Source organism: Phaeobacter sp. BS52, assembly GCF_045040595.1.
GTDB lineage: Bacteria > Pseudomonadota > Alphaproteobacteria > Rhodobacterales > Rhodobacteraceae > Phaeobacter > Phaeobacter piscinae.
This window is the reverse complement of sequence record NZ_CP090664.1, coordinates 171,243-190,988: the sequence shown is the minus strand read 5'-3', so window position 1 is coordinate 190,988 and position 19,746 is coordinate 171,243. Positions and strand designations below refer to the sequence as shown.

The 19,746-nt window shown below is 56.5% G+C and carries 16 protein-coding genes and 3 pseudogenes; 10 read left to right on the top strand and 9 right to left on the bottom strand.

The genetic code is table 11. From position 1 onward, the window contains the following. Positions 1-23 precede the first annotated feature (23 nt). On the bottom strand, positions 24-830 hold the full coding sequence (gene dmdD / locus L0Z65_RS18660; RefSeq protein WP_392342240.1) for a methylthioacryloyl-CoA hydratase: 807 nt from the start codon (positions 828-830) through the stop codon (positions 24-26). Positions 831-886: 56 nt separating this feature from the next. After that, positions 887-2,661 (bottom strand): annotated as a pseudogene (locus L0Z65_RS18655) (acyl-CoA dehydrogenase). A gap of 121 nt (positions 2,662-2,782) precedes the next feature. On the opposite strand from L0Z65_RS18655, the pseudogene L0Z65_RS18650 reads away from it, so the two are divergent. The 7 genes and pseudogenes from L0Z65_RS18650 to L0Z65_RS18620 all read left to right on the top strand — a co-directional run bounded on the left by L0Z65_RS18650 (position 2,783) and on the right by L0Z65_RS18620 (position 9,942). Then, positions 2,783-3,809, top strand: a pseudogene (locus tag L0Z65_RS18650) (AraC family transcriptional regulator ligand-binding domain-containing protein). A 140-nt stretch (positions 3,810-3,949) separates the two neighbouring features. Continuing rightward, positions 3,950-6,223 (top strand): glycosyltransferase family 2 protein, encoded by a 2,274-nt coding sequence (locus L0Z65_RS18645; protein WP_392342239.1) that lies wholly within the window; start codon positions 3,950-3,952, stop codon positions 6,221-6,223. Between the two features lie 159 nt (positions 6,224-6,382). Further along, the gene (locus L0Z65_RS18640) at positions 6,383-6,769 is read left to right on the top strand and encodes a Fur family transcriptional regulator (protein ID WP_082035102.1); all 387 of its coding nucleotides are present in this window, start codon (positions 6,383-6,385) and stop codon (positions 6,767-6,769) included. Positions 6,770-6,797: 28 nt separating this feature from the next. After that, entirely contained in the window at positions 6,798-7,469 is a 672-nt protein-coding gene (locus L0Z65_RS18635; protein ID WP_096873404.1) for a DUF2796 domain-containing protein, read from the top strand. A gap of 6 nt (positions 7,470-7,475) precedes the next feature. After that, positions 7,476-8,171 carry an ABC transporter ATP-binding protein gene (locus L0Z65_RS18630; protein WP_392342237.1) on the top strand — a complete coding sequence of 232 codons (696 nt, stop codon included), beginning with the start codon at positions 7,476-7,478 and terminating at the stop codon, positions 8,169-8,171. Continuing rightward, complete coding sequence (locus tag L0Z65_RS18625) at positions 8,168-9,418, top strand: ABC transporter permease (RefSeq protein ID WP_392342235.1); 1,251 nt, start codon at positions 8,168-8,170, stop codon at positions 9,416-9,418. Before L0Z65_RS18630 ends, L0Z65_RS18625 begins: the two co-directional genes overlap by 4 nt. Positions 9,419-9,441: 23 nt before the next feature. After that, complete coding sequence (locus L0Z65_RS18620) at positions 9,442-9,942, top strand: DUF3299 domain-containing protein (protein ID WP_118070387.1); 501 nt, start codon at positions 9,442-9,444, stop codon at positions 9,940-9,942. Positions 9,943-10,133: 191 nt separating this feature from the next. On the opposite strand, the gene L0Z65_RS18615 is transcribed toward L0Z65_RS18620, so the two are convergent. From L0Z65_RS18615 to L0Z65_RS18585, 7 genes are read right to left on the bottom strand one after another with little or no spacing between them, the layout of a single operon-like run. Next, entirely contained in the window at positions 10,134-10,478 is a 345-nt protein-coding gene (locus tag L0Z65_RS18615) for a hypothetical protein (protein WP_392342233.1), read from the bottom strand. Next, the gene (locus L0Z65_RS18610; protein WP_014881835.1) at positions 10,475-10,861 is read right to left on the bottom strand and encodes a response regulator; all 387 of its coding nucleotides are present in this window, start codon (positions 10,859-10,861) and stop codon (positions 10,475-10,477) included. The genes L0Z65_RS18615 and L0Z65_RS18610 overlap by 4 nt, the downstream gene beginning before the upstream one ends. 37 nt (positions 10,862-10,898) lie before the next feature. Next, the gene (locus L0Z65_RS18605; RefSeq protein WP_102898418.1) at positions 10,899-11,762 is read right to left on the bottom strand and encodes a protein-glutamate O-methyltransferase CheR; all 864 of its coding nucleotides are present in this window, start codon (positions 11,760-11,762) and stop codon (positions 10,899-10,901) included. Continuing rightward, positions 11,759-12,247 carry a chemotaxis protein CheW gene (locus L0Z65_RS18600; protein WP_014881837.1) on the bottom strand — a complete coding sequence of 163 codons (489 nt, stop codon included), beginning with the start codon at positions 12,245-12,247 and terminating at the stop codon, positions 11,759-11,761. Before L0Z65_RS18600 ends, L0Z65_RS18605 begins: the two co-directional genes overlap by 4 nt. Beyond that, entirely contained in the window at positions 12,231-14,366 is a 2,136-nt protein-coding gene (locus L0Z65_RS18595) for a chemotaxis protein CheA (RefSeq protein WP_096873371.1), read from the bottom strand. Before L0Z65_RS18595 ends, L0Z65_RS18600 begins: the two co-directional genes overlap by 17 nt. A 1-nt stretch (position 14,367) precedes the next feature. Next, on the bottom strand, positions 14,368-14,742 hold the full coding sequence (locus tag L0Z65_RS18590; RefSeq protein WP_014881839.1) for a response regulator: 375 nt from the start codon (positions 14,740-14,742) through the stop codon (positions 14,368-14,370). Then, positions 14,739-15,026 carry an STAS domain-containing protein gene (locus L0Z65_RS18585; RefSeq protein ID WP_024099218.1) on the bottom strand — a complete coding sequence of 96 codons (288 nt, stop codon included), beginning with the start codon at positions 15,024-15,026 and terminating at the stop codon, positions 14,739-14,741. The genes L0Z65_RS18590 and L0Z65_RS18585 overlap by 4 nt, the downstream gene beginning before the upstream one ends. 389 nt (positions 15,027-15,415) lie before the next feature. Between L0Z65_RS18585 and L0Z65_RS18580 the strand changes: the two genes are divergently transcribed. The 3 genes and pseudogenes from L0Z65_RS18580 to L0Z65_RS18570 all read left to right on the top strand — a co-directional run bounded on the left by L0Z65_RS18580 (position 15,416) and on the right by L0Z65_RS18570 (position 19,500). After that, positions 15,416-17,821: a methyl-accepting chemotaxis protein gene (locus tag L0Z65_RS18580; RefSeq protein ID WP_392342231.1), complete on the top strand. Its 2,406-nt coding sequence runs from the start codon at positions 15,416-15,418 to the stop codon at positions 17,819-17,821. Between the two features lie 157 nt (positions 17,822-17,978). After that, a pseudogene (locus tag L0Z65_RS18575) lies at positions 17,979-18,921 on the top strand (CheB methylesterase domain-containing protein). A gap of 24 nt (positions 18,922-18,945) precedes the next feature. Then, positions 18,946-19,500, top strand: a complete 555-nt coding sequence (locus L0Z65_RS18570) for a chemotaxis protein CheD (RefSeq protein WP_102898420.1) — start codon at positions 18,946-18,948, stop codon at positions 19,498-19,500. Positions 19,501-19,746: the final 246 nt, after the last annotated feature.

Below are 19,746 nucleotides of genomic sequence, written 5' to 3'. Positions count from 1 at the left end.
GGCTTGACGGGACCAATATCGCGCTAGTCGTTCGGGCGCACCCGAGCCGCGGTTTTATTGGCGAAAGCCTCAAGCCGCGCGCGGGCGGCCGGTTGCGTGTTCACCACGCCTGCGACAACGGCTTCGGCGTAAGCTGCGTCCATGCCGGACATATTGTTGAGGTGGCTGATCGCAGAGCAGATGGCATAATTGGTGAGCGGCAGGTTTTCGGCTGCCCGGTCAGCAAGCTCAAGCGCCTTATCAAAGCTGGAACCATCAGTGATGTACTGCGCCAGCCCCAAATCAACCGCCTCTTGCCCCTGATAGACACGCCCCATCAGGATCATGTCGATCATGCGGGATTTGCCGATCAGATCGGACACGCGAATGGTGGCACCACCACCGGTGAAGATCCCGCGCTGCCCCTCTGGCAGGGCAAAATATGTGGTTTGATCCATCACGCGAATATGTGCGGCACTGGCAAGCTCGAGACCGCCACCAACCACCGCGCCCTGCAGTGCTGCGACCACCGGTACACCGCCATATTCCATCTTGTTGAACGCCTCATGCCAGCGCAGGCAGACATGCATGAATTCATCGGGGCTTCGGTCTTCTTTCCAATGCTCCACCAAATCCAGACCGGCGCAGAAATGGTCGCCCTTCCCGGCCAGGACCACCGCCTTTACCCCCTTGCGATGCGCACTGCTGAAGAACTGAACCAGTTCCTCGATCGTGGCGGTGTCGAGCGCGTTGCGCTTGCTAGGGCGATCAAGGCTCACGACGCAGACACCGTTGTCGCGCACGTCGATTGCGAGGTTTTGATATGAGCTGAAACTGTCTTTTGCCAACATGGCGGGATCCTTTCGAACTAGGAGATATGCCCGGAGGCAGATATTTTATGAGAGGGTCAGACCCGGCTGGCCTCATCAAGGAGGCTGGTTGCACCCGTCATGATACGCGCACGGTCGCTTTCGCATTCGACCAAAACATGATGTGCAAAAATCTGCGCGGTGGTAATTTTTTGTGCCATGAATTCGGTCTCATTCCCCCGCTGCAGTTCTGCCTCAGCAGCGCACGCGGCGCGCGCCAACTGCCAGCTAAGCAGCAAGCGTCCCGGTGAGGTTGAGGAAGGGCACGCTGCCACCAAATGCGGCTCTGGGATCATTGGGGGCGGTTTCCAGCAACCAGGACAGGCTGGTATCAAACGCCGCCCTCGCCTCACCCAGGCACGCCGCGATATCCTGCAGTTTGGCGCTTCCTGTCTGTAACGCAGCCTCGGTGTCTGCAATCATCGCGGAGAACCGGCGCGCCGTCTGACCTGTGTCTCGCAATACCTTGCGCCCAAGCAGGTCGTTGGCCTGAATGGCGGTGGTGCCTTCGTAGATCGGCAGAATGCGCGCATCCCGGTAAAACTGCGCCACACCGGTTTCTTCGATGAACCCCATGCCGCCGTGGATCTGCACCCCCAGCGATGCCACCTCAACCGCCCGCTCCGAGCAAAATGCCTTGACCAAGGGAACCAGAAATTCAGCCACCGGTGCGGTCTCGGCGCGGATGTCATCATCGCCGTTTTGGGACAAATCCAGCCAACCGGCCGCAGCCATACTCAGAGAGCGTCCCCCTTCGACCAATGCTCGCATACGTAGAACCATCCGGCGCACATCGGGATGACCAATGATCGCCGTTGTCTGGTCGGGGTCCAGCCCGATCGCCTGGCCCTGCACCCGCTCCTTGGCGTAAGATAGCGCGTGTTGATAGGCGCGTTCGGAAACAGCGACGCCCTGCACCCCCACCGCAAACCGCGCGGCGTTCATCATGGTGAACATGTATTCAAGACCGCGGTTTTCCTCCCCGATCAGATAGCCGGTGGCATCGGCATACTCCAGGACCGCAGTGGGACTCGCCCGTACGCCCAGCTTGTGTTCAATACTGACGCAATTGACGGTGTTGCGGTCGCCGGGTGTGCCATCCTGATCAACAAGGAACTTGGGCACCAGAAACAAGCTTAGCCCCCGGTGGCCCTCCGGCGCGCCCGGCGTCCGGGCCAGAACCAGATGAATAATATTCTCCGACAGCTCATGCGCGCCATAGGTGATGAAAATCTTGGTCCCGCTGACCCCGTAGCTGCCATCCGCGCGCGGCTCGGCCTTGCAACGCACCCGTCCCAGATCGCTGCTAGGCTTGTGGCTCCGTCAGGTTCATAGTTCCCGTCCACCGGCCGGAGACCAGCGGACGAAGATAGAGCTCTTTCTGCGCCTCGGTTCCCGACAATTGCAGCGCGTCGATGGCCCCATCTGTCAGAAGCGGGCAGAGGCCAAAGCTCATATCTGCCGCGTTCAGAATTTCGGTGGCTGCCGCACCAACCACGCGGGGCAGCCCCATTCCACCGTGATCGACCGGGTGGGCCAGGCTCTGCCATCCCATGTCGACGAACTGTGCATAGGCAGCCGCAAAGGCTTCTGGCAGAACGACCTTATCTCCATCCAGCCGTGCCCCCGTGGTGTCGCCGACAGCCGATAGCGGCGCGATCAGATCAGTGCAAAACCGACCCAATTCCTCCAGCGCGGCCCGGGCATCAGTGCGATCAATCTCACCGTATTTCTCAAGCGCGCTGACCTGCGGCCATTGCGAGAGATGGTCCAGATTGAACATCATGTCACGGATCGGAGCTTCATAGGTCATTGGCGCCTCGTTGCTGTGCTAGCTGTTGCCGATTATCTAAGCTATGGCCAATAGCCTGCCCATCCCAGAATTTGACAAACGACTTTCCGAAAGTGACAAATCGACGTATTCTATCGCCTCTATGATACGCCCTAATCCAGACACGCTGGCAACCGTTTCATTGCCTTTCATTGAAGACTGGCTGTCAGCTCTTCAGACCTGTTGTGATGTGGATCAGATACACAGGATCCTGTCCCACTGCGGGCTTCCCCAGCCTACCAACTCGAAGCCCGAGGCGAACAGGGCCACTCAGCGCGTTACACTGGATCAGATCGTTAAGCTCTATCAAATTGCTGCCGCAGAAACCGGCGATGAGATGCCTGGCCTGTGGAGCCGCCCGGTTCGCCCTCGGGCGTTGCAGCACCTGCTCACAACTGTGCGCGAAGCCGGAACTCTGCTTAGCAGCACTCTATCGGTTTTCGACGTTTTGGAATCTGATACTGGACGATTATCACATTGACCTAAAATCAGAAAAATCAAAAGTCACTCTAAGCCTCATGCCACGTGGTTCGCCCGAGGTACACCGTTTCGGGCATATGCTCCTGCTCAAATTGGCGCATGGGTTGCTGTCTTGGCTCGCAGGCTACGAGGTGCCAGTACAAGCTGTGCAGTTTGCATTTGACCAGCCAGATTTTGCGCAGGACTACGGGGTTATTTTTCCGGCCCCCGTGCGCTTCTCTCAGTGGTGTTCTGCGATTTCATTTGATCCGCAACAGCTGGCCCCCCCGCAACCTCGTAGCCCGGCGGAGCTTGCGGCATTCCTGGATCGGGCGCCGCGGGACTGGATCTTTACTGGCTTTCGTGAGCATCGGCTGTCCCTGCAGATCCGGGATTTTCTTTATCGGTCAAACTGGGAAGAATGCCGCCTGGGTGACGCGGCCGCGATGCTGAATGTGACACCCCGCACGCTGATGCGACGACTGGAGGATGAGGCGACGTCCTTTCAGTCCATCAAGGACGCTTTGCGCCGCGATATTGCCATTCGTGATCTTCGGGCGGGTCACAAATCCATCGAGGACATCTCCGATGACCTTGGCTTTTCGTCTGCCGCCAACTTTCACCGCGCCTTCCGTCGCTGGACCGGCGGAACAACCAGTTCGTATCGGTAGCTTCTTGGCAAAATGATATGGAATATCCGTTTGCATTCGGAGAGAGGACGCCTTGCTTTGCACCTGAGCATTGATCGTCATTTTTGACAGGTCAGATTTACAAAGCCATGGTACTTAAAAGAAATTGCTACGGATATTCAATGACGCATGCAGGTTTCGCGATGACATCGGATAAGGTTCTGGAACGTCAGTTGGGCGCGCAATGTCTCGCAGAAACCACCCTACTGGACTGCGTTCTTCTACCCCAAAGCACCGGCTATCTGGCCAGACTGTTCTTCAAAACTGACACTCTGGTCGAAGATATCTCAACACCGGATGCGACTGTTTCACCAAGTCGGAGCGGAAACGGGGCTCTGATCTTGGATGTTCCCACGACAAGCCCTGCTGAGCCGGTAAAGCTCAATGTACAGGGCCAATCATTCAGTCTCACCGCGGAACCCGCGGAAACCAGTTTGTTTGCCGGTCTCAATGTGCTGCTTGCGATCCGCAACGGTGAAAGCCCGGAAACCGCCGCAACTTGGGTGCAATATCATGCAAGGCAGCACGGAATGCAGGCAGCTGTCATTCTCGACCAATCACCACCCAACGAAAGTCACCTTTTCATCAAAGAATTGCGCAACTTGGTGCACACGATCAAAGGGCTAGGCCAAGTAGTCGTGATACACTCGGAAATCCCACTGGGTCAGAAAGGGCTGCCTGCAGAAGCGCACCCTTCGAACGCTCGGGACGCCCCTAAAAGAGATTGGCCAGAGCCGCCGCCCATAGATCCATGGAGAGCACCTCTGGGCGAATTTCTGATCTATGAAATTATCCGGAGACGGTTCCTAAGCGACGCGCGCGCCGTTGCAAACATGGATCTATGTGACCTATTGGCCCGGCCACCCGAGGCGAATATCTTTGATCGCGCGGTGCAGGCTGGCGACAAATACATCCGCTTACTTGGAGCGCAAACCTATCCGTGGCGCGTCCGCCGGAACCAAGATGCCTCATTCGCTGATCACATCTGCACCGCGTTTGATAGCAATATCCGCCATCCACGTTGGTGCGTTGCGCCTCGCGGCAACAAGGACGGCCATATCTGGCACCAAAGCCAGATTATCGGAGCCACAGCCGAACCGACCCAGCCGTCAAATTTCTTTCGAAACATGGTCCTGCGCCATCCAACACGGAACATCTCGCATCTCGTGGCAAAAGGAAGCTTGCTGGAATCGCCAGAACTGCTGACACTGTCGCGGGAGCATCTTGGCGGCAATCCGGTGCGTATGCCCGAAAAGAAACGCCTGCTCCACCCAAGCGCGGGAACCCGGACATCGGTGGTCACGACCATGAAAAACGAGGGGTCGTTCATTCTGGAATGGCTGGCCTACCACCGGGTGATCGGGGTTGATGATTTTCTCGTCTACACCAACGATTGCACGGACGGCACCGCTGCTCTCCTGAAGGTTCTGCAGGACAAGGAAATTGTCCAGCATCGTGACAACCCCTGCCGCGACACCGACATAACCCCACAGCACGCGGCCTTTCAGGCGGCTCAACAGGAACCCCTTATCCGCGACGCTGATTGGATCGTCTGTATGGATGTTGATGAATTCATCAACATCAAATGCGGTAACGGACATCTCAGCGATCTTTATGCAGCGGTGCAAGGCGCCAATATGATTTCCATGACGTGGCGCCTGTTCGGCAACAATAATGTGTCGAAATTCTCAGGTGAGCTGGTCACACGAGAGTTCACACGATGCGCCCGCGAAATCACGCGCCGACCTCACCAGGCATGGGGCTTCAAAACGCTGTTCCGAAATGAGGGCATCTTCAAAAAGCTCGGCGTACACCGGCCCAAGGGGCTGCGACCGCACCACTGGAGGGATATCCATTGGGTGAACGGATCGGGGCAGGCTATGCCACAACAGATGTTCCGTAGCGGCTGGCGCTCGACCATTGAAACCTACGGATATGACCTGGTGCAGCTCAATCACTATGCGGTGCGCAGTGCTGAGAGTTTTTTGGTCAAACGGGATCGTGGCCGTGTGAACCACACAGAACGAGATCAAGGCCTACCCTACTGGTTCCGAATGAATAATAATTCTGAGGAAGAGCGATCCATTCAACGCCTGATCCCCGAACTGGAGGCAGAAATGGCAAGGCTGCTGCGTGACCCGGATATAGCCGCCGCGCACGACTATGTCTGTCGGCGGCATCGGGAACAGATTGATGAGTTAAAAAAACGCGACGACATGCGAGTGCTGTACCAGGAAATCACAGGCGCCAGGCTGCGCAAGCTGTCCCGAATGCATGCGCATTTTTGCACCAATGTATTTCTAAGTGGCCCGGATGTAATTCCGAATGAGCTCACCGAACAGGCTCTCCCAGACGACTTTTTATTTACGGTTCCGCGCACCGAAACCAAAGACTGAGAGAGCACCCGCGACGGGTGACAGATCCTGCTGAGCGGCAGGATGCGCTATATCGCGACAACGGCTCTCGGCAGACGATCTAGGAGGTGGTAGGAAGATTCACATCTTGAATTTTGTTACATTATAAAATAACAAATTATAGAGAGAAGGAGCCTTGATATGAGAAAGCGTGCTGCTGCTCGGCAGCTGGATGTACTGAGCGTGCTGAAAGCATGCGACAAGCCGATGACCGCGTATCAAATTCTTGAGCAACTTCAGATAGCTGAACCTAATATCGCGCCGCCGACCGTGTATCGTACACTTTCGGCGCTGACCGACCAGGGGCGCGCCCATCGTCTTGAATCGATCAACGCCTTTGTGCCCTGCCGTTGCAGCCACGCCGAGAGCGTGCCTGTCTTGGCGATATGTGACGATTGCGGCACCGTCGACGAACATGACGGTAGCGAGCTGCTACCGAAACTCACGGCCCTGACCGGCCAGAATGCCTTTCATGCCGTGCGTCATATCGTCGAAATCCACGGATTGTGCGGCGCATGTGCTGCCTGAACGACTGTTTACATATTGGATCATAATCATGAAACGAACCCTCTCATTGCTTGCTGTCGTCGCCGCTCTGCCTGCAGTGGCAGAAGGCACGCGCGAACTTGATGCCCATGAACATGGTGTTGGGACGCTCAACATTGCGATCGAAGACACAACGGTCTCAATGGAATTCGAAGCCCCGGGGGCAGATATTGTCGGGTTTGAATACACCGCCAAAAGTGAGGCTGATATCTCCGCAGTTAACACAGCGCTTGCCACACTCAGCTCACCTTTGCAGTTGTTCGCTGTCCCGGACTCAGCGCTCTGCAGCATAGTGGATGCGCATGCAGCGCTCGCAGGCGGGGAAGAACATGAGGATCACGCTGACGAACACGCGCATGAGGAGCATGCCAACGAGGAGCACACACATGATCACGGGCATGAGGATCATGAAAAACATGATGACGCCAAACATGAGGAACATGAACACGAAGAGCATGATAGTGACCATAATGACAGTCACGCAGAGCATGCTACCCACTCCGAGTTTCATGCAAGCTACACACTAGATTGTGCGAAACCTGAGGCGTTGAGTAACATGACATTTGCCTATTTCACTGCCTTTCCGCATGCGCAGAGCGTTGATGTGCAAGTGATCAAATCAACTGGTGCACGCGCCTATCAGGTTGACCGCAACGCGCCAGTCCTAAATTTGGAGCCTTGATCTCAAGTGGTTGATACAACCCTTGAAATCAACGATCTGGCCTATCGCTGGCCGGGTCGTGATGGGTTCTCGCTGACGGTCCCGCACCTTTCGGTAGCAGCAGGTGAAACCGTGCTGTTGCTCGGCGAAAGCGGTTCCGGAAAATCCACGCTTTTGTCGTTGATCTGCGGCACAGTCCTGCCGGATCGTGGAGAGATCTTGATCGCGGGCAGGACCATCTCTGCGTTAAATGGTGGCGCGCGTGACACGTTCAGAGCAGATCATATTGGGGTTATCTTTCAACAATTTAACCTGTTGCCATTCGGAACGGTGATAGACAATATTCTGCTCCCGCTCCGCTTTGCACCGTCACGGCGACAGCGTGTAGGTGATGCAACCGCGGAGGCATCGCGATTGTGTTCTGCGCTCAATTTGCCAGCGGATATTATCAGCGCCAAGGCCCGGACCCTGAGCGTGGGCCAACAACAACGCGTTGCAGTGGCCCGAGCATTGATCGGCACCCCTCCGTTGATCATCGCTGACGAGCCCACCTCCGCGCTTGATAGCGGTGTGCAGAGCGCCTTTTTAGACTTACTTTTTACTCAGACAGAATCGCACGGCTCCTCGCTCCTGATGGTCAGCCATGACGCACGGCTCAGCGCATTTTTTGACCGTGTGATCCATATGGAAGATATCGCTCACATGAAAAGGGCGATGACATGATAGTGCGCCTTGCAGTTGCTTCGCTCTTCGCACGGGCGTTGACCGTCGGCATGACGATCCTTGCCATCGCGTTGTCTGTCGCCCTGTTTCTTGGTGTCGAGAAAATACGGACCGGCGCCAAAGCAAGCTTTGCCGATACGATTTCCGGCACAGATCTAATCGTCGGCGCCCGGTCTGGATCTGTGCAGCTGCTGCTCTACTCTGTTTTCCGCATTGGCAATGCCACCAACAATGTAACCTGGGAGAGCTATCAAGACATTGCAAGGCGGCGCGATGTTGACTGGATCGTGCCGATTTCACTGGGTGACAGCCATCGTCAGTTTCGCGTCATGGGAACAACCAAAGCATTCTTCGATCATTATAAATACCGCCAAGGCCGGTCCCTAGAGATGGCGGATGGTACTCGGATGGATGAACTCTTTGATACCGTGATTGGTGCCGATGTTGCTGCTACGTTGGGCTATCATGTTGGGGATCCCATTGTCGTGGCGCACGGGCTTGCGTCCTTCGCCAAGCATAAAGACCAACCTTTCCGCGTGTCCGGCATACTGGAGAAAACGGGCACACCCGTCGATCGCACAGTCATCGTGAGTATGGAAGCAATCGAAGCAATACATGTTGATTGGAAAAGCGGCGCCCAAATCCCCGGCCAATCAACGCCTGTCGACGTCATTCGTGAGATGGAGCTGACGCCCAAGGCGATAACCGCAGCCCTCATAGGCGTTGAAAGCCCACTCCAGACCTTCGCGTTGCAACGCGCCATCAATGACTATCGCGAGGAGCCCCTGCTGGCGATTTTGCCAGGCGTTGCGCTGCAGGAGCTGTGGAGCATCGTCGGCATCGCAGAAACCGCTTTGCTTGCGGTGTCTGCGATGGTGGTGGTCACCGCTTTAATCGGAATGATGGCGACAATTTTTTCCAGCCTCAACGAACGGCGCCGCGAAATGGCGATTTTCCGCGCCATGGGCGCCCGACCCCTGACTATTCTCAGCTTACTGGTGCTGGAAGCAATGGTGATGGCCACCGTTGGCGCAGTTCTTGGACTGGTGTTGCAATATGTCGGATTGCTGGTAGCCCAACCTTTCTTGGACAGCATTTTCGGCCTCTGGATACCGATTGATGCTCCGACGCTGCGCGAGGTCTGGCTCATACTGGGTGTAATCTGCGCTGGCGTGATTGTGAGCCTCATACCTGCGATGCGAGCCTACAGAATGTCTGTCGCTGATGGTATGGTTGTGAAAACCTGATGCTCTGAGTGAGGTGAATACAAATGTTAAACCGCAGAACGGTTATGATGGGTTTGGCGGGATCAGTCACCGCGCCGCATATGGCATTTGGAGCGACCCCCCGCGAAATCATGTGGGAGGATTTGATTCCACCCGGTGTTCCCTATTCGGAAATTATTGGTGAAGGCGATTTGGACATGGAGAATGATACATGGTCGCCGATCTACGACACCAATGCCACAATACTGAATGAAACGCTGAACGGTGCTTTCATCAAAATGCCTGGCTTCATTATTCCCTTTGAAATCAGCTCCGACGGCGTGACCGACTTCATGCTGGTTCCTTACGTCGGCGCCTGCATCCACACCCCGCCACCGCCTGCAAACCAGCTGGTCATGGTGAGCACCAGAACGCCTTGGCCGGGCGATATGCTCTGGGATCCTGTTTGGGTAACGGGGACCATGCGAACGCAATTACAGTCCACAAAACTTGGTCAAACCGGCTATTCCATCTCCGCCGACGAGATGGAAGTTTACGTTTGGTAAATTTCATTTTCTCGGCCCAGTCATAGGTGGCCAAGACTGACGGCAATGCGCAGCCATACCTGCGACGACGTAACCGTTGCCGATCACCGCAAGGCAAGAGGCACGCTCGCGACACCGCAGAGCGGCAAGAATACTCAGAAAACCAATATCCGGAACAAGCTTGCACCGCCGAAATGGCGGTGCAAGTGTTCTTACTCCTGAGCTGCGCTTGCAGGATCCCGCAACCGGTCACGCAGTTTGTGTAGTGTCACCACCGCGCTGCTGTCTTCAAGGTTGATACCGCCTGTGTCCGCCGCAAGTTTTCTGAGTTCTTCGTAGAACTTCACCATTGCGGCCAGGGTCTGCACAACCAGATCAAAATCCTGCAAAGACTGCCGTTCTTCACGTGTGGGAGGCGTCCCGCGTTCGAAGATCGTCAACACAGTATCTTCAAGCATCTGCACCTGTTCCTGCAGCCGCTTCATCTCAGCGCGCGACACATCGCAAAGGTCACTGATCGTGTGGCCTTTCGGCGGTGGTGTCGATTGCATGTTCATAGGCGGCCAACCACTTGTTCAATAGCCTGCTTCATCGTGGCAACGGTGAAGGGTTTGCGAATGATGTTGTTCATCGCAAGACGGCGGCCGACCTCGACAATTTCGGGGGTTGGCTTGCCTGTCACCAGAATAAAGCCCACCCGTTGTGTCACACGATGTTCACGCAGGGCCTTCAAGAGGCCCAGCCCATCCATGCCCGGCATATTATAGTCAGACAGGACCAGGTGCACCGGATTGGCGACGAGCTTCTGAAATGCCGATTGCCCGTTATTTTCAACCATATAGTTGCTGACACCAAGCTCATCCAGACATTGGGTCAGGATGCCTCGGCTGGTGGACATATCGTCAACGACCATCACGCGCAGAGAGTCTTTCAAGCTCATTTTTAGTTCCTCATTTTCTCTTATTGTGCCGGACTGCTCAGGTGTTCCCACCGGCAGGAGAGTTTAAGTAAGTGGTGATGCCAACGGTCTGCAGCGCCGATGCCGCAGGCCCCGACATGCGTTCCGAATGGCCGATAAACAGATAGCCGCCAGGGTTCAGGCTGCGTTGGAACGCATGCCAGACTTTCTGCTGTGTCGGAGTGTCGAAATAGATCGCCACGTTCCGGCAAAAAATCGCATCGAACTTGCCCTTAAACGGGAAGGGTTCAATCAGATTGAGTACCCCGAATGTCAGCAATGCGCGCAGATCATCACGGACTGCCCCATCCTGGCCTTCGATCTTGTAGTACCCGCTATATTTCTGCGGGATTTGCGACAGTTCATCAGCGGAATACCGGCCCGCGGACGCCTTGCGGACAACCACCGGATCGATATCGGTGCCAAGGATTTTCACATCCAGCTTTTCAACATCCGGACAGAGCTCTTTCAACACCATCGCGATGGTGTAAGGCTCCTGACCGTTCGAACATCCAGCAGACCAGATGCGCACACGATCTCCACGACGTGCTTTCTCCAGCAACGGCGGCAGGACATCATCGCGCAACGTATCGAAATGATGCGGTTCGCGAAAGAACTGCGTCACGTTCGTGGTCAGCAGCGACAGCAGTTCACTGCGCTCAGCATCCGCATTGGGACCGTTCAATTCCTTAAGATAGGATTTGAAATCGGTATAATTCAGCTTGCGCAACCGCCGCGCCAAGCGTGAAGAAACCAACGGTTTCTTGCTGCTCGACATAGCCAGCCCAAAGTGCTTGTGCGCAAAGTCGGCGATGGATTCAAAATCCTGATCAGACAGGGTGAAACCATCCGCACGAGTATCAATGGGATTGGCAATGGTCACGAGATCACCTGTTCCGGTACAGTGATGACAGCATCCAGATTGATGATCCGCACCATCGTTTCATCGTGCGAAATGATCCCCTGAATATAGTCCATCGTGTTGCGGCTATCGACTGGCGGCGTGTCCTGAATATCATCCGGATTGATCGAAATGATCTCGGAGACAGACTCCGCCAGCAGGCCAACCGGCTTGCCGTGCACGGAGACGACGATCACGACGTTTCGCTCACTCGCTTCGGTCTGCTGCAGTCCGAACCGTGCTGACAGGTCATAGATCGGGATCACAGCGCCGCGCAGGTTCATGACCCCCAGCACGTCCGCAGGTGCATGAGGCAGGATCGTTACCGGCGACCAGCGCCGGATTTCCCGGATCTGGGTGATTTTCAAACAGAACGCCTGGCCAGCAACGGTGAAACTGACAAATTCGCTGTGCTGGGCGTGCTTGATTTCCGAGTCGTCATATTTGGCTTCAGCTTGCGATTGCATTGCTTATTCTCCGCTCTGTGTCGAACGCGGCTGCAGAAGGCGAAGCCGCAAGAATACTTTCGGGGTCTAGGATCATGGCAATCTTGCCATCACCGAGAATGGTTGCAGCCGCGACGCCAGGAATGTTGCCACACACGCCATCAAGGCTCTTGATGACGACCTGGCGCTGGTCATGGATATCGTCCACAGCCAAGGCACTGCGCTGACCGGTCTCTGTCTCAACCAGAAGATAGACCCCAGGGGGCTGATCGTGATCAGCCTTGGCCAGTCCCAGCGCGCCGCCGACGTCGCAGACAGGAACAAAATTGCCCCTGATCGACAACAGCGTGCCGTCCGCGCCCAGGTTGTTGACCATATCGTCGCTGCCACGCATCGTCTCAACAATCGAGGTGATCGGGACAACCATGGTCTGATCCGCAACGGACACAACCATCCCGTCCATCACGGCAAGCGTCAGTGGCAGGATAATGGTGAACACTGAGCCCTTACCCGGAGTGGAGGAGATATTGATCCGCCCCCCCAAGGCCGTGACTGCGTTCTTGACCACATCCATTCCGACACCGCGCCCGGACAGATTTGAGATCTCCTTTGCCGTGGAAAAACCCGGTAGGAACAACAAGTTGTCGATCTCACTATCGGTAAGGTCCGCATTCTCGGGAATGAGCCCCTTGTCGATGGCAATCTGTTTCACGCGCGGCCGGTTAACACCCGCCCCGTCGTCCTTGATCTCGATACAGACACTGCCAGACCGATGAGACGCCGACAGCCGGATTTCACCACTCTTGGTCTTGCCCGCCGCATCGCGGTCCTCAGGCTTTTCGATACCGTGATCGACCGCGTTTCGCAGGATATGGGTCAGCGGATCAGACAGTCGCTCAATGACGGTCTTATCAACTTCGGTGCCCTCACCCTCGGTGATCAGCTTGGCAGTCTTGCCAGTTGCGGCGGAGGCTTCGCGCACGATCCGCGCCATCCGCTGAAACAGCGGTTTAACGGGTTGTGCGCGGATGGACATGACACCTTCCTGGATGTCACGGGCCAGATTTTTGAAGCCCTCCAGCTCGGTTTCCACATCGCGCAGGTCTGCAACATCAAGGTTGGCAATCTGCTGTGCCAGCATCGAATGGTTGATGATCAATTCGCCAACGGCGTTGATCAACCGGTCGACCCGTTCCAGATCAACCCGCAGCGTCGGGTTTGGCCCACGCTGCTCGGATTTCGCGGCCTCAGCTTTTGGCGCCGCCGCTTTGGCGGCCACCGGGGCTTCCACGGCCTCCGGTTCTGGGGCTGAGACCGGCGGTTCAAAAGGGGCAGTCACCTGATCACCACCTTCCTCTGGAGCGGCCCCGAAGGCAGCCTCCAGCGCAGCCAGCGCATTGGCATCGTCCTCTTCATCCATATCGGAGTCGATGGACAGCTCACACAGCCCTTCCACGAATTCAAAAACCGACTCGATTGCCGACTTCGACTCTGTCGTTGTGAGCGTCAGCGCCCAGGTCAGATAGCTCTCGTCGGTATCCAGCGCGTCAAAGCCGGGCAGCTCACTTTCGTCCAGGGAAACCTCAAGCGTGCCGAGATCGGCCAGGGTCTGGAACAGGAAGTAAGGTTCGTTGCCGGTGCCGTACATGTCCTTCAATGGGTGGAAGCGAATGGTATAGACCCGCTCCTTTTCCACTTCGATTGGCGCCATTTCAAAGGCACCGCCCAAACCCATCGGCTGGAAGACGACCTCTTCTTCTTCCTCGTCGATATACTCCTCAAGAGCCGAGACGAGCACATCATTATGTGCCTCATCAACGCTGCCACCATCGCGGGAGGTCGCCACAAGATCAGACAGATGATCGCTACAGCGCAGCAGCAACTGAATAAGCTTGGTATCAAGTTGAAGCCGGTTGGCACGCACCTCGTCAAAGACGGTTTCAAATTTATGGGCAAACGCGACCAGCTCGTCCAAGCCGAATGCACCTGCGCCCCCTTTGATCGAGTGAACCGCCCGGAAGACAGCATTGACAACCTCAGGGTCGTGATCGCCTCCTTCGATAGCGGTCAAACCCTCATCCATTGCTTCAAGGAGCTCTTCGCACTCCTCGAAGAATGTGTCCTGTATCGACCCCGCCATCTTAGGCCGCGGCTCCGGTGACGCGCTTCAGCGCGAAAATCAGAGACGCATCATCAAATGGCTTGGTGATCCATCCTGTCGCGCCAGCACCACGGGCGCGGGCCTTCAGCTCAGGCGCACTCTCGGTGGTCAGCACCAAAATCGGCACTTTCGAGTTGATGCCGTCACCGCGCAACTCTTCGATAACACCGAAGCCGTCCAGATTGGGCATATTAATGTCGGTGATCACCACGTCCGGCGCCACATCCGCATACATGTCCACACCCTCGCGACCGTCGACGGCGCAATGGTATTCAAAACCGGCCTCTTCAAGAGCGGCCGCCAGGAGATTCCGGATGGTGCGGGAATCGTCGATTGCCAGAACTTTCGTCTTCATGCTGTTTCCTCGTCTTCAAATCGGTTGGGCTCGAGCCCCAAAAGAGTGAGCGATTTCCGGCACCCTTCAGTGATCTTGGCGACTGAGAAACCCAGCCCCTCTGACCGCCATTGCTGTTCTGCACTCAGCAGAAGCTGCAGACAGCGTGACGGCATGACCGCCACATTGCTGCAATCAATCTCCACTGCCTGAGTGCGCGCCCCGCGCAAGAATGCAATCAGCGGATCCAGATCCGAGAAGGCATTGGGCAGGTCCAAAATGTGTTTTTGCGTTTCCGTCGTCATGGTCAGCGATTCGCACCCCCGTATTCGGCGACAGGTTTCAAGTCGATACGCTAGGAGTAGACGGCGGGCCTTAATATTTGATTGCCGGACCCGCCGCAGGCAGCCCTGAATCGGGGGGGAATTGACTGTAAAAACCAGCTGGAATTTCGCTAAATTTTACCTGTAGGCAGAGGGTCACTTTTTGAGTCGTCTCGCTTTGCCGAAATAACAGCACCCACGCGCGGTGATATATTTATACGGACTCGTGCCGACACCTAGCTGCAGCATTTTACCGAGAAATTGCCGTGAAAAACCAACCTCACGTAAGGTCGAAATTAACTCCTAGCGGGCATCAAAGGGAAAAGGAGAGGGCTATCACCCGCTTCTTGTGCCTGTGAATGGAGTATCCGATGAAAATTATTCCCAACCTGCGTCTTGCGTATAAGCTGCCCCTCTTCATCGTAGGATTCAGCGTGCTGGTAACCGCGATCTTTGTGACGATCAGCTCGCTCGCATTTCAGCGAAATGCAATTGCACATGCTGAGGAACAATTTCATGCCATGACCGAGGACCGCAGTATGGCGCTGAAGGCGCTTGTTGAGGGAATTCGTGCTGACGCATCAACCCTGGCGGCGATCCCGTCAACGGCGACCGCGCTTGAATGGTTCACCATGACCTGGGACGGGATCGAGGGTGATCCGCAGAAAACACTGCGAAACGCCTACATCGACGCAAACCCCAACGCGGTCGGTGAAAAACACCTGTTGAACCGGGGCATTGGGGATTCGCCCTATCACATGCACCACGCCCGCTTTCACCCCTCACTGACGGCGGTGCTTCAGAACAAGGGGTATTACGACGTTTTCTTGATCAACATCGCGGGTGATGTCGTCTACTCGGTCACCAAGGAGGCCGATTACGCCTCGAACCTGGTCAATGGCGCATATGCCGATTCTGGCCTTGGCAAGGCCTTCAGTGCAGCCATTGACATGTCCGCGGGCAAAGTCGTCTTTGCGGATCTCGAAGCCTACGCGCCAAGCAACGGCGCCGCCGCGGCATTTGTCGCAAGCCCGGTGTTTGATGCGGCTGGCGAATTGCAGGGGGTTATCGCCCTGCAGGTGCCTGTCGATATGCTAACCAAAATCGTCAATCCAGTGACCGACATGAACGAGACGCTGGATGTATTCATCGTCGGTCAGGATCTGAAAGTGCGCACCAACTCCCGTCATGACGACGTGCACCAAGTGCTGGAACAACTGCCGGAAACAGAACAGATTTCGGCTGCTCTCGCCGGTGAAAGCGGCTTTTACGCCGATACGATTGACTCGCACGGCACCCCGGTGGTCGCCTATTCCGAACCTGTGGGTATGCCCCAGGCCAATTGGGCAATTGTCGCAGAACAGGACCGCGCGGAGCTGTTTGCGCCTGTCGCACGAGAGCGCAACATCATGCTGCTGATTTCACTGGTCGTGGCGTCGGTCATGTCGCTTGTTGGTTGGCTTTTTGCACGTTCGATCACCCGGCCAATCAACCGTATTTGCAACCGTATCGAGGAGGTGGCGTCCGGCAATCTGGATTCGGATGTGCCCGAAGCGGGCCGGAATGACGAAATCGGTGACATCGGCAAACAGCTGATCAGCCTGCAAGATGATCTTAAACAAGCGCGTTCCGCCGAACTTGATCGCGCAGAACTACAACAACAACAAGAGGTTGTCGTCGAACAGCTGAGCTCGGGTCTGGTACGACTTGCAACCGGGGATTTCTCTCAGCCCATTTCCGATCCGTTCCCCTCGCACCATGAAAAACTGCGCGAGAATTTCAACCGCACCTCTGAAACACTCAGCTCCACGGTCACCCAGGTGATTGACACAGCCGAGAGCATTCGCAGTGGCGCAAATGAAATCAGCCAGGCCTCTGACGATCTGTCCAACCGCACCGAAAGCCAGGCCGCCACGCTGGAGGAAACCGCCGCCGCTCTGGATGAGATGACGGCCAGCGTGAAATCCGCCGCCGAAGGCGCGCGCAGCGTCGAAAGCATCATGCAGGAGGCCAAACAGGAGGCCGAAACCAGCGGCGAAGTGGTCCAGAGCGCAGTTTCTGCCATGACCGAGATCGAACAATCCTCGAGCCATATCTCGCAGATCATCAGTGTGATCGATGACATCGCCTTTCAGACAAACCTCCTGGCGCTCAATGCCGGGGTGGAAGCCGCACGTGCTGGTGAGGCGGGCAAGGGCTTTGCCGTTGTCGCCAGCGAAGTGCGGGCCCTGGCTCAGCGCTCCTCGGATGCTGCGATGGAAATCAAGACATTGATCGGCGACAGCACCAAACAGGTGGAGCGTGGCGTGGATCTGGTTGGCAAAACCGGCGATGCGCTTCAGGGCATTGTCGAGAGGGTCAGCCATATCTCGCAACTGGTTTCCGGCATCGCAACCGGGGCCAGCGAACAGTCCACCGGCCTGCATGAGATCAACACTGGCGTGACCCAGCTGGATCAGGTCACCCAGCAGAATGCCGCCATGGTTGAAGAGGCCACTGCCGCCGGGCACATGCTGAATGCCGATGCCAGCAAACTGGCCGACCTGGTTGCCCATTTCCGTGTCGCAGCAGGCGGCGGGCAGACGGCAGCCCCAGCCCGCAAACCCGCAGCGGCCCCGGCGCCAACCCGGAGCCCGGTTGCGCCGCAGGATGCCACCCCCAGTGCCCCCAGTGCTCATGGCGATGATTGGGATCTTGAGGCTGTCACACCGCAGCCAGCCCCCGCAGCCGCCAGCACCAGCGGCAATGCCGCCAAGGACATCTGGCAGGATTTCTGATCCCGCCAAAAGCTGCCAACCCCAAGCCAGGGTTGGCGGCCGCTATATCTGAAACACTTCGGCCTTTGTCCGAACGCAACAAGCGGAATGAGCATTGTCACAGAGCCTATTGATCATCACCACGGACCGGCGTTTTGCGCAGACCCTACAACAACATATGGAGGCCACCTACCCTGGCCTTCAGGTGCTTTTGGCCAACAATCTGATGATGGCCTACAATCAGGCAGAGGCAGGTCAGCCCACTTTTGCCTTCGTCGAAGATGGGTTCACCAAACTGCCCGAGTTCGAAATGATGCTGGCTCTTTTCTCGGCGCTTGATATCCGGTGGGTGTCTGTGATGGACAACCAGGGGTCAACGCCAGCGCGCAATTCTTCGCCACTGCTAGACGTCGGTGCTGGCATCTTCGAGCTGACGAAATCTGATAATCCCCGCGATTTTGCACGCTATTTCGACATGATGGTCAAGGCGCCGCGCCGGGACCAGGCCTCGCCCTTGCAGAAACAAACCGCAGGCGCCGCGGCAGGCCCCGGCAGTGACAAGATTATCCTGATCGGCTCCTCTACCGGCGGCGTGGAAGCCCTGCGCAGTGTGCTGGTCGGATTTCCGCTGAACTGTCCGCCGACCCTGATCGTTCAGCACACCGGCAAGAATTTTGGCCGCGGGCTGGTCTCTCTTCTGGACCGCATTTGCCCGGCTAAGGTGTTGGCAGCAGACGACAATATGACGCTCTCGCCCGGTCATGTCTATGTCGCGGCTTAGCCAGCCGCGCCACATGGGAATGACCCCCAGGAAGCCGTATCGCACCCGGTTCAAGGAAGGTCCTCCGATCTCGGGTCACATGCCGTCGGTCGATGCACTTTTTATGTCTGCAGTGCCCATCGCAAAAAGCGTTGTTGCCACAATCTTAACCGGTATGGGGCAAGATGGGGCGCAAGGGCTGCTTGAACTGCGCAAGGCCGGGGCAAAGACCTTTGCGCAGGACGAGAAAAGCAGTGTCGTCTACGGGATGCCACGCGTTGCCTGGGAAATGGGCGCCGCGCAGCAACAGGTCTCGCTTGCGCGAATGGCCGGAACATTGATTCAGGCTTGCAAGACCTGACAAATAACTGGGAAGGAAATCACCTTGAGCGTCTTTGCTAACTCTACCACGGTGACCGTTCTACAAGGCGAATATCGCGTGTCGACATCCCCAACCGTGGTGTTTTCCACCGTGCTTGGATCCTGCATTGCCGCGTGCATCTACGATGACAAAGTTGGTGTCGGCGGCATGAACCACTTTCTGCTGGCGTCCTCAACCGCCAGCGACAGTGTGAATGCGCGCTACGGCATTCATGCCATGGAACTGCTGATCAACGGGATCATGAAAAAAGGGGCGCAGCGCGAAAACCTGAAAGCCAAGGTTTTCGGCGGCGCCAAAATGTCGGCAAATCTCTCCGATATCGGCGCCTCGAATGCCGACTTCGTCCAGCGGTTCCTGCGGGACGAAGGCATCGCAGTGGTGTCATCCAGCGTTGGTGGCACGTCGGCGCGGCGGGTGCGTTTCCACGCGGTTTCGGGGGCGGCACAGCAAACGCAGGTCAAAGATGACAGGCGTCTGGGTGAGCAGGAACGTGTTGCCGCGCGGCCGACTCCTGCGGCCAAACCGGCAGCAGATGTCGGTGCGGTCACTTTGTTCTAGGGGCGCTGACGCCGAGGTCGCGGCCTGAAGCACAGGTACAGGTACGACATCAGATTTTTTGAGACGGGTCCGGCGCAGTCGGACCCGTCTTACGCTGCAGACATCTCGGCATAGCCGCAGAATTGTACCTTGCAGCCCGTTCGCATGACCCGTTAACATCCTGATTTCATGTGATGACAGGATGTAGCGTGCAAAGCCAACACCAACCGGATTGCCCCATAGGACCGAGACCGCGGATAAGCTTAG

Coding starts and splice junctions, on each gene's coding strand:
- L0Z65_RS18635 (WP_096873404.1), top strand. CDS start 6,798: ATGAAACGAACCCTCTCATTGCTTGCTGTCGTCGCCGCTCTGCCTGCA.
- L0Z65_RS18580 (WP_392342231.1), top strand. CDS start 15,416: ATGAAAATTATTCCCAACCTGCGTCTTGCGTATAAGCTGCCCCTCTTC.
- L0Z65_RS18615 (WP_392342233.1), bottom strand. CDS start 10,478: ATGAACATGCAATCGACACCACCGCCGAAAGGCCACACGATCAGTGAC.
- L0Z65_RS18640 (WP_082035102.1), top strand. CDS start 6,383: ATGAGAAAGCGTGCTGCTGCTCGGCAGCTGGATGTACTGAGCGTGCTG.
- L0Z65_RS18595 (WP_096873371.1), bottom strand. CDS start 14,366: ATGGCGGGGTCGATACAGGACACATTCTTCGAGGAGTGCGAAGAGCTC.
- L0Z65_RS18600 (WP_014881837.1), bottom strand. CDS start 12,247: ATGCAATCGCAAGCTGAAGCCAAATATGACGACTCGGAAATCAAGCAC.
- L0Z65_RS18620 (WP_118070387.1), top strand. CDS start 9,442: ATGTTAAACCGCAGAACGGTTATGATGGGTTTGGCGGGATCAGTCACC.
- L0Z65_RS18645 (WP_392342239.1), top strand. CDS start 3,950: ATGACGCATGCAGGTTTCGCGATGACATCGGATAAGGTTCTGGAACGT.
- L0Z65_RS18625 (WP_392342235.1), top strand. CDS start 8,168: ATGATAGTGCGCCTTGCAGTTGCTTCGCTCTTCGCACGGGCGTTGACC.
- L0Z65_RS18610 (WP_014881835.1), bottom strand. CDS start 10,861: ATGAGCTTGAAAGACTCTCTGCGCGTGATGGTCGTTGACGATATGTCC.
- dmdD (WP_392342240.1), bottom strand. CDS start 830: ATGTTGGCAAAAGACAGTTTCAGCTCATATCAAAACCTCGCAATCGAC.
- L0Z65_RS18590 (WP_014881839.1), bottom strand. CDS start 14,742: ATGAAGACGAAAGTTCTGGCAATCGACGATTCCCGCACCATCCGGAAT.
- L0Z65_RS18585 (WP_024099218.1), bottom strand. CDS start 15,026: ATGACGACGGAAACGCAAAAACACATTTTGGACCTGCCCAATGCCTTC.